This is a genomic window from Kitasatospora sp. GP82, from assembly GCF_029892105.1.
GTDB lineage: Bacteria > Actinomycetota > Actinomycetes > Streptomycetales > Streptomycetaceae > Kitasatospora.
In genome coordinates this window covers 64,895-79,708 of the sequence record NZ_JARZAJ010000032.1, presented here as the reverse complement: position 1 = coordinate 79,708, position 14,814 = coordinate 64,895, and the positions used below count along the sequence as shown (strand labels likewise).

Annotated in this window: 2 protein-coding genes (1 of these 2 running past the window's edge); both read right to left on the bottom strand. The window is 72.5% G+C overall.

Going from position 1 to position 14,814, the window contains the following annotated elements:
- On the bottom strand, positions 1-3,068 hold a 3,068-nt coding region (locus P3T39_RS27450), incomplete at its 3' end, for a type I polyketide synthase (RefSeq protein WP_280701644.1).
- Positions 3,069-3,085: 17 nt separating this feature from the next.
- Positions 3,086-14,814: the final stretch of a type I polyketide synthase gene (locus P3T39_RS27445; RefSeq protein ID WP_280701643.1), read on the bottom strand. Its footprint extends 16,957 nt past the window's final position; only the last 11,729 of its 28,686 coding nucleotides appear in the window; its start codon lies beyond the right edge, outside the window; it ends in the stop codon at positions 3,086-3,088.

The following is a 14,814-nucleotide window of genomic DNA, read 5'->3' as shown; positions in this document are numbered from 1 at the left end:
CCCGACACCAGCACACCCGACGCATGCTCCGCCCACGGCCCATCCACAACCCCGGCCCCACGCGAGAAGAAACCCACGGTCCGGGCACCGGACTCGTCCGGCCCGTCGATGCGCAGCTGGATCACCGTGTCATCGCCGTCGCGGACCACGAGTGGTGTACTCAGGGTGAGCTCCTGCACCCGGTCGCAACCGACCTCGTCGCCCGCTCGTATGGCCAGTTCCAGGAAACCCGTGGCCGGAAAGACCACCACCCCGCCCACCGTGTGATCGGCCAGCCACGAATGCGCCTTCAGCGACAGTCGACCGGTGAACAGCACCGCATCCGAGTCCGCGAGCGGGACTGCCGCCCCCAGTAGCGGGTGGTCCGCCGCGATCAGTCCCACGGCCGTCAGATCACCTGCGTCGGGCACCAGCGCGGGCCAGTACCGCTCGCGCTGGAAGGCATAGGTGGGCAGGTCCACCCGGCGGGCACCGCTGCCCTCGAACAGCCGGGCCCACTCGATCCGCACGCCCTCGACATGAACGCGGGCGAGAGCGGTGAGCAGGGCGCTCTCCTCGTCGTGGTCCTTGCGCAGCAGCGGAGCGACGACGCACTCCTGGTCCAGGCTCTGCTGGGCCAGCGCGGCCAGGACACCGTCGGGTCCCAGCTCCAGGAACGCCGACACACCCTCGTCGGCCAACGCCCTTACTCCGTCGGCGAAGCGGACGCTCTCGCGGACGTGGCGCACCCAGTACTCCGGTGTGCACACCAGCTCCCGCGTGGCGAGCTCGCCCGTTACGTTGGACACCAGCGGGATGTGCGGCTCGCCGAAGGACAGACCGCTCACAACGGCGCGGAAGTCCTCCAGCATCGGGTCCATCAACGGCGAGTGGAACGCGTGCGACACCCGAAGCCGAGTGACCTTTCGGCCCTTGCCCTCGAAATACGTGCTGACGCCCTCCACCGCGTCCTCAGCACCGGAGACCACCACCGACGACGGACCGTTCACCGCCGCGACCGACAGCAACTCACCCAACAGGGGCAGGACCTCGTCCTCCGTCGCCTCGACAGCGACCATCGCCCCGCCGGCCGGCAGCGCCTGCATCAAACGGCCACGAGCCGCCACCAGCACACACGCATCCGCCAGCGAGAACACACCCGCCACATGCGCAGCAGCCACCTCACCGATCGAATGCCCAGCCACGAACTCCGGCACCACACCCAACGATTCAAGAAGCCGGAACAGCGCCACCTCAACCGCGAACAACCCCGCCTGCGCATAGACGGTCCAGTTCAGCAGCTCCTCGTCCTCGCCCCACACCACCTCCCGCAGCGAGCGCTCCAGCCGCACATCAAGCTCCGCACACACCGCATCGAACGCCTCAGCGAACACCGGGAACCGCCCGTACAACTCCCGACCCATACCCAGCCGCTGAGACCCCTGACCCGAGAACAGGAACACCGCCGAACGATCCGACGCCACCCCACGAGCAACCTCGGCAACACCGGAGACACCCGCCAGCAACACCGCCCGATGCACAAAACCCGCACGCCCCGCCGCCAGCGAGAAACCCACATCAAGCGGCGACAGCTCCAACGAGGAGACCCGCTCCACCTGAGCATCCAACGCAGCCGCAGACTTCGCCGACACCACCCACGGCACCACCACAGGCGACACCACAGCTTCACCGTCGGCACTTTCGACCGGCGGCGCCTGCTCCACGATCACATGCGCATTCGTCCCACTGATCCCGAACGCCGAGACCCCCACGCGACGCGGCCGACCGGTCTCCGGCCAATCCACCGACTCCGTAAGGAGCTTGACATCACCGGCCGACCAGTCCACATGCGACGAAGGCGCATCCACATGCAGCGTCTGCGGCAGCACACCGTGACGCATCGCCATCACCATCTTGATCACACCGGCAACACCCGCCGCCGCCTGGGTGTGGCCCAGGTTCGACTTCACCGACCCGAGCAGCAGCGGGTGCTGGCGGTTCTGCCCGTAGGTGGCCAGCAGGGCCTGTGCCTCGATCGGGTCGCCCAGCGGCGTACCCGTCCCGTGCCCCTCGACCGCGTCCACATCCGCGGCCGACAGCCCGGCGCCCGCCAGGGCCTGCCGGATCACCCGCTGCTGCGAAGGACCGTTCGGCGCGGTGAATCCGTTGCTCGCGCCGTCCTGGTTGACGGCCGAGCCCCGTACGACCGCCAGGACCTCGTGCCCGTTGCGCCGGGCGTCCGACAGACGCTCCAGCACCAGTATGCCCACGCCCTCGGACCAACCGGTGCCGTCCGCCGCCTCCGCGAACGCCTTGCACCGGCCGTCCGACGCCAGGCCGCCCTGCCGGCTGAACTCCATCAGGGAGCCGGGTGTCGACATGACGTTCACGCCACCGGCCAGTGCCAGCGAGCACTCACCCGCGCGCAGGCCCTGTACCGCCCAGTGCAGGGCGACCAGCGAGGACGAGCACGCCGTGTCGACCGTGACTGCCGGGCCTTCCAGGTCCAGCGCGTAGGAGACGCGGCCGGAGGTGGCGCTGGCTGCGATTCCCGTGCCGATGTCCCCGGTCGCGTCCTTGAGGGACCTCACCAGCAGGTAGGCGTAGTCCTGACCGTTGGTGCCGACGAAGACGCCGGTCCGGCTTCCCCGCAACGTGGTCGGGTCGATCCCGGCCCGCTCGAACGCCTCCCAGGACGTCTCCAGGAGCAGCCGCTGCTGCGGGTCCATCGACACGGCCTCGCGCGGCGAGATCCCGAAGAAGTCCGCGTCGAAGTCCGCGACGGTGTCGAGGAAGCCCCCGCGCCGGCTGACCTGGGTTCCCCGGTCGTCGGTCCGGGTGTCCCTCAGGGTGTCGAGGTCCCAGCCTCGGTCCGTGGGGAACTCGGACATCGCGTCGGTACCGGAGGCCACCAGGTCCCAGAGGTCCTCGGGCGAGCGGACGCCGCCGGGGTAGCGGCAGCTCATCGCCACGATGGCGATCGGTTCGGTGGCTGCGGCGGCGAGTCGGTGGTTCTGCCGCCGCAGCCGCTCGGTCTCCTTCATCGAGGAGCGGAGGGCTTCGACAACCTTGTCATGGGGCGTGGTCATGTTCGGCTTCCGCTCCGTCAGTCCTGCGGTCGGTCAGAGTTGTCCTGCAGTGCTGCCTGCACCAGGTCGTCGAGATCCATCGCGTCGATGGACTCGTCGTACGTCTCCTCGGGCGCCTGGTGCTGGCCGGCGGTCTGCGCGGCCAGCTTCAACAGCGGTTCCAGTACGCCGATACTGCGCAGCTGGGCGACGGAGACGGACGACAGCAGGGCCTGGATTCGTGCCTGGTCGAGCGCTTCGTCCGCCTCCGACCGGCCGTCCCCGCCTGCGGCTGTGCCGTCGGTGGCCGGGGCGAGCCGGTGCAGGATGTGCTCGGCCAGTTCGGCCGGTGTCGGGTGGTCGAAGACCAGCGTCGAGGACAGGTTCAGTCCGGTGGCGGCGTTGAGCTGGTTGCGCAGTTCGATTGCGCCGAGCGAGTCGAAACCGAGGTCCCGGAACGCCTTGTCGGCGCCGACCAGCTCCACGCTCGCGTGGCCCATGACCTCGGCGGCGCGGCTGCGCACCAGGTTGAGTACGACTGCGGAACGCCGGCCGTCGGAGAGCCCGGCGAGTTCCTCGCGCAGGGCGAGAGCCGCCGGTGAATCAGCCGCCCGGCCCCCGGAGGCCGGGATGGACTGGTCGCTCTGGCCGGTGAGTTCGGCCAGCAGCCTGCTCGGCCGCACCGCTGTGAAGGCGCGGACGAACTGTGCCGGTTCGACGTCGGCGACGACCGTGGTCGGGGCCGGGTCCAGGACGATCTGGCGCAGTGCCCTGACGGCGAGGTCCGGGTCGAGCGGCCGGATGCCGGTGCGGTGTGCCGCCTCGGTGGCCCGGTCGGTGGCCGCCATGCCGTCGCCGCCCCACGCGCCCCAGGCGACGGAGGTCGCCGGCAGGCCCTGTGCCCGGCGCCGCTCGGCGAGGGCGTCCAGCACCGCGTTCGCGGCGGCGTAGTTGCCCTGCCCGGGGTTGCCCACCGCCGCGGAGGCGGAGGAGAACAGTACGAACACCGCCAGGTCGAGGTCACGGGTGAGCTCGTCCAGGACCAGCGCGGACGCGACCTTGGACCGGAACACCTGCTCGAAGCGCTCTGAGGTGAGGCTGTCGAGCACGCCGTCGTCCAGGACACCGGCCGCGTGGACGACTGCGGTGAGCGGTGCCTGCTCGGGGAGGCCGGCCAGGACTGCGGCGATGGCGTCGCGGTCGGCGGCGTCGCATGCCGCGATCGTGACTGCGGCGCCCGACTCGGTGAGTTCGGCCCGCAGGTCCTCCGCGCCCGGGGCGTCCGGGCCGCGGCGGCTGAGCAGAAGCAGGTGGCGTACGCCTGCCTCGGCCAGGCGGCGGGCGACGTGGGCGCCGAGTGCCCCGGTGCCACCGGTGATCAGTACCGTGCCGTCAGGATCCCAGGTGCGTACCGGTGTTGCGGCTGCCGGTACGGGACCGAGTCGGCGGCCGTGGACGGCCGACGGCCTGATCGCGACCTGGTCCTCGCCGTCGGGGTCGGCGAGGAAGCCGACGAGTCGGGCTCCGGTGCGCTCGTCGAGGACCTCGGGGAGGTCGATCAGGCCGCCCCAGCGCTGCGGGTACTCCAGCGCGGCGACCCGGCCGAGACCCCAGACTCCGGCCTGGAGCAGACCGGACACCGTGTCGGCGGCCGGCTCGGACGCACGCTCGGCCCCCGGCTCCACAGGCGTTGTCGCGACGGCGTCCCGGGTCATGCACCACAGGGGCGCCGCGATACCGGCGTCGCCGAGCGCCTGGAGGAGTGCGGCCGTGAGGCCCAGTCCTGCGGGCGCACTCCCCGACAGGGACTCGTCGAGGGCGAGCAGGGACACCACACCGGTGAACTGCCGTGCGTCGGCGCCGGTTCCGGCGCTCTGTTCGCGGAGCCGCTTGGCGATGGTGTCGCGGTCCGCCTCGTCCGCCGCCACCTCGACGCGGGCGGCGTCGGCTCCCAGCAGGCCGAGCAGTGCGGCCACCCAGTCCTCTCCGGACCGCCCCGCCGGGACCACGGCGAGCCAGCTGCCGGTCAGGGTGGCGGACGGTGCACCGGGCTGCGCCTCGGCCAACGGCTTCCAGGTGATGCGCTGGCGCCAGCCGTCCACGGTGGACTGCTCGCTCCTGCGCAGCCTCCAGTCCCGCAGCGCGGGGAGCACCTTCGACAGCGAGTCGCTGTCGACGTCGAGCGCCTCGACCAGGGAGTCGAAGGTCTCGTTCTGCACCGCCGACCAGAACTCGGCGTCCTCGGCCCGCCCGGCGTCGGCGGTGCTGCCGGGAGCGGCCTTGGTGGCCCCGGCCCAGTACCGCTGGTGCTGGAAGGCGTACGTGGGCAGGTCCACCCGGCCGGCGCCGGTGCCCTCGAAGAGGGCGGGCCAGCGCGGGCTCAGGCCGTCCGCGTGCAGTCGGGCCAGGGCCGTGAGCACCGACAGTTCCTCACCCCGGTTCCTGCGCAGCGCCGGTACGGCGACCGCACGCCGGGGGGTGTCGGCATCGCCGCCGAGGTTGTCCTGCACCATCGCGGACAGGACGGCGTCCGGTCCGAGTTCGAGGAACCGGGTCGTGCCGCGCGCGGCGAGTTCCCGCACGCCGTCCCCGAAGCGGACGGTCTCCCTGACGTGCCGCACCCAGTAGGCCGGGTCGCACACCGACTCGGCCGTGGCCGGTTCACCGGTGGCGTTCGACACCAGCGGCACCCTCGGGGCGCTGTACGTCAGGCCCCGGGCGACCTGGTCGAAGTCATCGAGCATCGCGTCCATATGTACGGAGTGAAATGCATGGCTCACCCGCAAACGCCTAGTCTTGCGGCCCGCGGCCTCGAAACCGTCGGCGATGCGCAGGACTTCGCTCTCGTCTCCGGAGATCACCACGGCCTGCGGGCCGTTGACCGCCGCCACCGAGACGCCCTCGCCCAGCCGGGCCAGCACCTCGTCCTCGGTGGCCTCCACGGCCGCCATCGCCCCGCCGGCGGGCAGCGCCGCCATCAGCCGGGCCCGGGCCGCGACCAGTGTGCAGGCGTCCTCCAGCGAGAACACGCCCGCCGCATGGGCGGCCGCGATCTCACCGATCGAGTGCCCGGCCACGAAGTCCGGGCGCAGGCCCCAGGATTCGACGAGCCGGAAGAGCGCCACCTCGACCGCGAACAGCGCGGGCTGGGTGCAGCCGGTGTCGTCCAGCAGTTCGGCCTCGGCCGAGCCCTCCTCGGCGAACAGTACCTCCCTCAGCGGGCGGTCCAGCAGTGCGTCGAAGCGTGCCAGCACCGCGTCCAGGGCCTCGGCGAAGACCGGGAACCGGTCGTACAACTCCCTTCCCATCCCCGGCCGTTGCGAGCCCTGGCCGGAGAAGAGGAAGGCTGTCCTGCCGCCCTGGGCCACCTGGCCCTGGACGAGCTGCGGTGCGACGCGGCCGTCGGCCAGCGCCGTCAGGCCCTGGAGCAGTTCGGCGCGGTCGCTCGCGAGGACGGTGGCCCGGTGCTCGAAGACCGACCGGGTGGCGGCCAGCGAGTACCCGAGATCGGTGATCGCCAGGTCGGGTCGTCCGGTCAGGTGGGCGAGCAGCCGCCCGGCCTGGGCGCGCAGGGCGTCGGCCGTCGTGGCGGAGACCGTCACCGGGGTGAGGCCGTTGCCGTCGGCGCGCTCCCCCGAGTCCACCGCATTCGCCGAGTCCGTCGAGTCCGTCGGTGCCTGTTCGAGGATCACGTGTGCATTGGTGCCGCTGGCCCCGAAGGACGAGATTCCGGCCCGGCGCGGGTGGCCGGTCTGCGGCCACCCGGTCTCCTCGGCGAGCAGTTCGACCGCACCGGCCGACCAGTCGACGTGCGAGGAAGGAGCGTCCAGGTGCAGGCTCTTCGGCAGGACACCGTGCCGCATCGCCATGATCATCTTGATCACTCCGGCGACGCCGGAGGCGGCCTGGGTGTGGCCGATGTTCGACTTGACCGCTCCGACGAGCAGCGGCCGCTCGGGGTCGCGCTCGCGCCCGTAGGTGGTCAGCAGTGCCTGCGCCTCGATGGGGTCGCCGAGGGTGGTTCCGGTGCCGTGTGCCTCGACGGCGTCCACCTCGGCGGGCGCCAGCCCGGCGTTGGCCAGGGCGCGCCGGATGACGCGCTGCTGCGAGGGGCCGTTCGGCGCGGTGATGCCGTTGGACGCACCGTCCTGGTTGATCGCCGAGCCGCGCAGGACGGCGAGCACCTCGTGCCCGTTGCGGCGGGCGTCGGCGAGGCGTTCGACGACGAGGACACCGACGCCTTCGGACCAGGCGGTGCCGTTCGCCGAGTCGGCGAAGGACCGGCAGCGGCCGTCGGGCGAGAGCGCCCCCATCTCGCCGAACTCGACGAATCCGACGGGGGTGGACATCACGGTCACACCTCCGGCGAGTGCCATCGAGCACTCCCCCGCACGCAGGGCCTGTGCGGCCAGGTGCAGCGCCACCAGGGACGAGGAGCACGCGGTGTCGACCGTCACCGAGGGCCCTTCCAGGCCCAGGGTGTAGGAGAGCCGGCCGGACAGCAGGCTCGCCGACTGAGCGGTCTCCACATGGCCGATCTGGCCGATGGAGGGGCGGTAGTCGCCGCTGCCACCGCCGATGAACACGCCCGTGTCGCCGCCCCGCAGGCGGGCCGGGTCCACTCCGGCGCGCTCCAGCGCCTCCCAGGCCGCCTCCAGCACGATGCGCTGCTGCGGGTCGATGATCATCGCCTCACGCGGCGAGACCCCGAAGAAGGCGGCGTCGAAGTCGGCCACGTCGTAGAGGAATCCGCCGTTCCCGGTGACGCTTCGGCCGTGGCCGTCCTGGTCGCCCCGGGCCAGCCGGTCGAGGTCCCAGCCCCGGTCCGTGGGGAAGCCGCCGATGGCGTCGGCCTCCGCGCGCAGCAGCTCCCACAGATCCTCGGGCGAGCGGACGCCGCCGGGATAGCGGCAGCTCATACCGACGATCACGATCGGGTCCTCGGCCTGCGGGCCGCCGGCCGTCACGGCCGCCGGCCGCCGGTCGTCCAGCGGTTCACCGAGCAGTTCGGTGACCAGGTACGCGGCGAGCGCCGTCGGGGTCGGGTAGTCGAAGACCAGCGTGGCGGGCAGCGTCAACCCCGTTGCGGCGCCGAGCTGGTTGCGCAGGTCGACGGCGGTGAGGGAGTCGAAGCCGAGGTCCTTGAACGCGTACCCCGCCGGGACGGACTCCGCGTCCCCGTACCCGAGCACGGCGGCCACCTCGGTGCGCACGATCCCCAACAGTGCCTCGGCGCGCTCCCCTTCGGAGCGGGCGAGGAGTTCGCTGCGGAGCGCCGACGCGGTGGATGCCCTGCCCTGTTCACCGGCCGCACCGGCCGGACCGGCCACGGTGTCCGCGACGGCCGCCCGCGCCTCGGGAAGTTCCCCGAAGAACGGGTTCGGCCTGCTCTGCGTGAAGGCCGGTGCGAACCGGTCCCACGCCACATCGGCGATCGTGACTGCGGCCGTGGCGTCGGCGCTCGCGTGGCTCAGCGCGGCCAGCGCTCGCTCGGGGTCCATGGTGGGCAGCCCGTTGACGCGCAGGTGCTGGGTGAGCGGCGCCGGGGTGGTGTCCGTCCAGGCCGCCCAGGAGACGGACAGGGTGCGAGCACCCCGTGCCTGGCGGCGCTGCGCGACGGCGTCGAGATAGGCGCTCGCCGCCGCCCCGGCCTCCTGGCCTCGCACGCCCCAGACCCCGGAGATCGACGCGAACAGGACGAAGGCGTCCAGTTCACGGTCCCCGAGCGCGCCCTGGAGGCTGTCGAGGCCCGCCCTCATCCGGGTCAGATACGCCTCGGGGGTCTCGGAGGTGGTGCCCCCCTCCTCGGCGGGGTGGCCGGTGTGGACCACGGCGGTCAGCGGGAGCCCTGCTGGAACGCCCCGGAGGATCGCCGTCAGGCCCTCGCGATCGGTCGGCTCGCAGGCCGCGACCGTGAGCTCGACCCCCAGTTCCGACAGCTCGGCGCGGAGTGCGGCGGCCTCGGGGGCGTCGTCGGCGTCGGAGACGTCGGCGATGTCCGGGGTGCGCGAACCGACCAGCAGCACATGCCCGGCGCCCTGGCTGGCGAGCCAGCGGGCGACGTGCCCGCCGAAGCCCAGCACCTCACCGATGACCAGTACCGTCCCGGCCGGGCTCCACGCGGCTGCCTGCGGGTCCGCTGCGGCCCGCACCAGCCGCCTGACGAAGACGCCCGAGGGCCGCAGCGCGACCTGGTCCTCGCCGACCGCGCCGGAGCCGTCCGCATCGGACAGGAGCCCGCGCAGCCGGGCCGCCGATCGCTCGTCCGGGACCTGCGCCACGTCGATCAGGCCGCCCCAACGCTGCGGGTGCTCCAGGGCCGTCACCCGGCCGAGGCCCCAGACGGCGGCCTGGGCCGCGCCGGCCGGTGCTTCGGAACGTCCGACCGACACCGCGCCCCGCGTGACGCACCACACGGGTGCGTCGATTCCGGCCTCCCCGAGTGCCGCCACCAGTGCGTCCGGCCACGCCAGACCGGTCGGCAGGGTCTCCCCGCCGTCCCCGGTGCCGGAGGCAGCGGCGAGCAGGGAGACGACCCCCGCGAAGGAGCCGCCGCCCGTACCGAGTGCGGTGAGGTGCTCGACGAGACCATCGTGATCGGTGATGCCGGTTTCGACGCGGACCGCGTCGGCGCCGAGCGCGCCGACCACGGCTGCCGTCCACTCGTCATCGGACTGTCCTGCCGGGACCAGCGCCAGCCAGGTGCCCTGAAGGGTGCTCGCGGTCGTACCGGCCACCGGCTTCCAGCTCACCCGGTAGCGCCAACCGTCCACGACCGTGCGCTCGTTGCGCTTGCGCCGCCACGCGGACAGCGCCGGGACCAGCCGGGACAGCGAGGTGTCGTCCAGGTCCAGCGCCGAGGACAGCGACTCCAGGTCGGCGCGTTCCACCGCAGACCAGAACTCGGCGTCCACGGGGTCCGCGGCACTGACGGCCGCCGGCACGGGCGCGCTCTCCGGCCAGTAGAGCTCGCGCTGGAAGGCGTAGGTGGGCAGGTCCACCCGGCGAGCGCCGGTGCCCTCGAAGAGCCCGGCCCACTCGATCCGCACACCCTCGACATGAACGCGGGCGAGAGCCGTCAGCAGGGCGCTCTCCTCCTCGCGGTCCTTGCGCAGAACCGGAGCGACCACGCAGTCCTGCTCCAGGCTCTGCTGGGCCAGCGCGGCCAGGACACCGTCGGGCCCCAGCTCCAGGAACGCCGACACACCCTCGCCCGCCAACGCCCGCACACCATCAGCGAACCGGACGGCCTCACGGACGTGACGCACCCAGTACTCCGGTGTACACACCAGCTCCCGTGCCGCCAGCCCACCGGTCACATTCGACACCAGCGGGATGTGCGGCTCACCGAAGGACAGACCGCTCACAACGGCACGGAAGTCCTCCAGCATCGGATCCATCAACGGCGAGTGAAACGCATGCGACACCCGAAGCCGCTGGGTTTTACGACCCTGTGCCGCGAAGTGAGCGCGGATCTTCTCCACCGCGTCCTCAGCACCGGAGACCACCACCGACGACGGACCGTTCACCGCCGCGACCGACACCAACTCACCCAACAACGGCAGGACCTCGTCCTCCGTCGCCTGCACAGCGACCATCGCCCCACCAGCGGGCAGCGCCTGCATCAAACGGCCACGAGCCGCCACCAGCACACACGCATCCGCCAGCGAGAACACACCCGCCACATGCGCAGCAGCCACCTCACCGATCGAATGCCCAGCCACGAACTCCGGCACCACACCCAACGATTCAAGAAGCCGGAACAGCGCCACCTCAACCGCGAACAACCCCGCCTGCGCATAGACGGTCCAGTTCAGCAGCTCCTCGTCCTCGCCCCACACCACCTCCCGCAGCGAGCGCTCCAGCCGCACATCAAGCTCCGCACACACCGCATCGAACGCCTCCGCGAACACCGGGAACCGGCCGTACAACTCCCGGCCCATACCCAGCCGCTGAGACCCCTGACCCGAGAACAGGAACGCCGACGAACGATCCGACGCCACCCCACGAGCAACCTCGGCAACACCGGAGACACCCGCCAGCAACACCGCCCGATGCACAAAACCCGCACGCCCCGCCGCCAGCGAGAAACCCACATCAAGCGGCGACAGCTCCAACGAGGAGACCCGCTCCACCTGAGCATCCAACGCAGCCGCAGACTTCGCCGACACCACCCACGGCACCACCACAGGCGACACCACAGCTTCACCGTCGGCACTTTCGACCGACGGCGCCTGCTCCACGATCACATGCGCATTCGTCCCGCTGACGCCGAAGGCGGAGACGCCCGCCCGGCGCGGCCGACCGGTCTCCGGCCAATCCACCGACTCCCGGACGAGCGAGACGGCGGCGTCCGACCAGTCGACGCGCGAGGACGGCTCGTCCACGTGCAGCGTCTGCGGCAGCACACCGTGACGCATCGCCATCACCATCTTGATCACACCTGCGACACCCGCCGCCGCCTGGGTGTGGCCCAGGTTCGACTTGACGGCGCCGAGGAGCAGCGGCCGTTCCCGGTCGCGTCCGTACGCCGCGATCAGAGCGTGTGCCTCGATCGGGTCACCCAGGCTGGTGCCGGTGCCGTGGGCTTCCACGGCGTCGACCTGCGCAGGGGTGAGTCCGGCGTCGGCCAGGGCCTGGCGGATCACCCGCTGCTGGGCTCGCCCGTTGGGGGCGGTCAGGCCGTTGGAGGCGCCGTCCTGGTTGACTGCGGCACCGCGCACGATGCCCCAGACCTCGTGGCCGTTGCGGCGGGCGTCCGAGAGCCGTTCCAGGACGAGGATGCCGGCGCCCTCGGACCACGCGGTGCCGTCGGCCGAGTCGGCGAACGCCTTGCAGCGGCCGTCGGGGGCCAGCCCGCCCTGCGCGGTGAACTCGATGAACGAGTCGGGGCTGGACATCACCGAGACGCCGCCGGCGAGAACCAGCGAGCACTCGCCGCTGCGCAGTGCGCCTGCGGCCAGGTGGAGTGCCACCAGGGAGGACGAGCAGGCGGTGTCGATGGTGACCGCGGGTCCTTCCAGGCCCAGGGTGTAGGAGAGCCGGCCGGACATGACGCTGGCCGTGTTGCCGGTGGCGACGTGGCCCTGGACATCGGCCGTGCCTCGGCGCAGCACGGAGGTGTAGTCCTGGCCGTTGGTGCCGACGAACACACCGCTCGAACTGCCGCGCAGCGTGTCCGGGGCGATTCCGGCTCGCTCCAGGGCCTCCCAGGCGGTTTCGAGGAGCAGTCGCTGCTGCGGGTCCATCGCCAGCGCCTCGCGCGGCGAGATCCCGAAGAAGGGCGCGTCGAACCGGCCGACGCCGTCGAGGAACCCGCCCTGCAGCGTGGCGGAGCTCCCCCGGCCGAGGGTGTCGAGGTCCCAGCCGCGATCGGCGGGGAAGGCGGAGATCGCGTCCTCGCCCCGGGTCAGCAGCCGCCACAGGTCCTCGGGGGATTCCACTCCGCCGGGGAAACGGCAGCTCATGCCGACGATGGCGATGGGGTCGTCGTCCACGGCCCGTGGGCCCGGCGCCGGTGTGTCGTGTGCGGGCAGCGCGCCGAGGAGTTCGGCGAGCAGGAATTCGGACAGGGCGAGCGGGGTCGGGTAGTCGTAGACCAGGGTCGTCGGCAGGCGCAGGCCGGTCGTCACGGTGAGCGCGTTGCGCAGTTCGACGATGGTCAGCGAGTCGAAGCCGAGGTCGCTGAACGCCTGGTCGGCCCCGATGTTCTCGGCGTCCGAGTGGCCGAGTACGGCGGCCACCTGGGCGCGCAGGCTGTCGAGGACGAGTCGTCCGCGCGCCGACTCGCCGAGTCCGGCCAGGTGTTGCCGCAGTCCCGGTTCCCGGCCCGCCGCGCCTGCCTGGGCGCCTGCCGCCTCCGGGGTGGCTCGGCGCACCTCGGGCAGGTCCCCGACGAGGGGGTTGGGCCGGAGCGCGGTGAAGACCGTGGCGAAGCGTGCCCAGTCGATGTCCGCCACGGTCAGTGCGGTGTCCTGGTGTTCGAGGGCGTGCCGCAGTGCGGTGAGGGCGAGTTGCGGTGCCATGGGCGTGAAACCGCCGCGCCGTACGCGGTTTTCGACGCCTGCCCCGTCGACGGCCATGCCGGCGCCTGCCCAGGGACCCCAGGCGATCGAGGTCGCGGGCAGGTTCTGGGCCCGGCGGTGTTCCGCGAAGGCGTCGAGGAAGGCGTTCGCGGCGGCGTAGTTCGCCTGTCCGGCGGCGCCGAGGGTGCCGGCTGTCGAGGAGAACAGCACGAAGTCCGTCAGGCCGAGATGCCGGGTGAGCTGGTGCAGGTGGAGCGTCGAGGTGAGCTTCGGGCGCAGTACGGCGGCGAAGTTCTCCGGGGTCAGCGTGTCCAGGACGCCGTCCTCGACGATGCCTGCGGTGTGGAACACGGCGGTGAGCGGAAGCTCCGCCGGGACGGCCGCCAGGACGGCCGCAAGGGCGTCCCGGTCGGCGGTGTCGCAGGCGGCCAGGGTGACCCGGACGCCGAGCGCGGTGAGTTCGCGGTCGAGGTCGTCCGCTCCCGGCGCCTGCGGGCCCCGGCGGCTGACGAGCAGCAGGTGCTCGGCGCCCTGCGCGGCCAGCCAGCGGGCGACCTGGGCGCCGAGGCCGCCGGTGCCGCCGGTGACCAGCACGGTGCCGGTGGGGGTGAACTCCCCGGGTGCGGGGCGTTCACCGACTGTGTGGCGGGTGAGCCGCCGGGCGAAGGTTCCGGACGGGCGGATCGCCAGCTGGTCCTCGCCGTCGGTCCCGGTGAGGGCGGCGGCCAGGCGGCGGACGGCGGTCTCGTCGAGCACCTCCGGCAGGTCGACCAGGCCGCCCCAGCGCTGCGGGTGTTCGAGTGCGACGACCCGGCCGAGGCCCCACACCGCGCTCTGGACGGGGTCGGTGAGGCGGTCCGAACGGCCGATCGAGACGGCGCCGCGCGTCACGCACCACAGCGGCGCGTCGATTCCGGCATCGCCGAGTGCCTGCACGGCCGCAGCCGTGGCGAGCAGACCGTTCTCGCGCAGGTCTTCCTCACCCGGATCGTCCTCGCGCAGGGCGTCCTCGCGGAGCGCGTCCTCGCGCAGGGCGAGCAGGGACAGGACGCCGGTGAACTCGTGCCCGGCAGCGGACAGTTCGCTGAGGCGGCGGGCCAGGGCCTCGCGGTCCCCGTCGGCCGGGTCGATCCGCACGGTCGTGGTGGCCAGGCCGTCGATCAGCGAGGCCGTCCGGTCCTGTCCCGGTCCGTCGCCGGACGGGACGAGGACCAGCCAGGTCCCCGTCGGTCCGGTGGCGGCGCGGGCGCCGGTCAGGGGCTTCCAGGTGACCCGGTAGCGCCAGCTGTCCACGGTGGACCGCTCGCGGCGCCTGCGGCGCCAGGACGACAGCGCGGGCACCATCGCCGTCAGGGTGTCGTCGTCCAGTTCCAGTCCTGCGCCCAGGGACGACAGGTCAGCCCGCTCGACCGCCGACCAGAACTCGGCGTCCAGCAGGTCCTCCGAGCCGGGGGCGGCCGCCGCGGACGCACCCGCGAGCCCGGCCTCCGGCCAGTAGCGCTGCCGCTGGAACGGGTACGTCGGCAGGTCGGCGCGCCGTGCGCCGGCACCGGCGAACACTGCCTCCCAGTCGACCCGTTGGCCGTGGGTGTACAGCCAGGCGAACGCCGTCGCGAGCGCCGGGACCTCGGCGCGGCCGCGCCGCAGTGCCGGGACCCCGGTGAGCCGGGCGTCGTCGCCGAGGGTCGAGCGTACCGCGCCGGTCAGGACGGCGTCCGGGCCGATTTCGAGGAAGGCGGTGG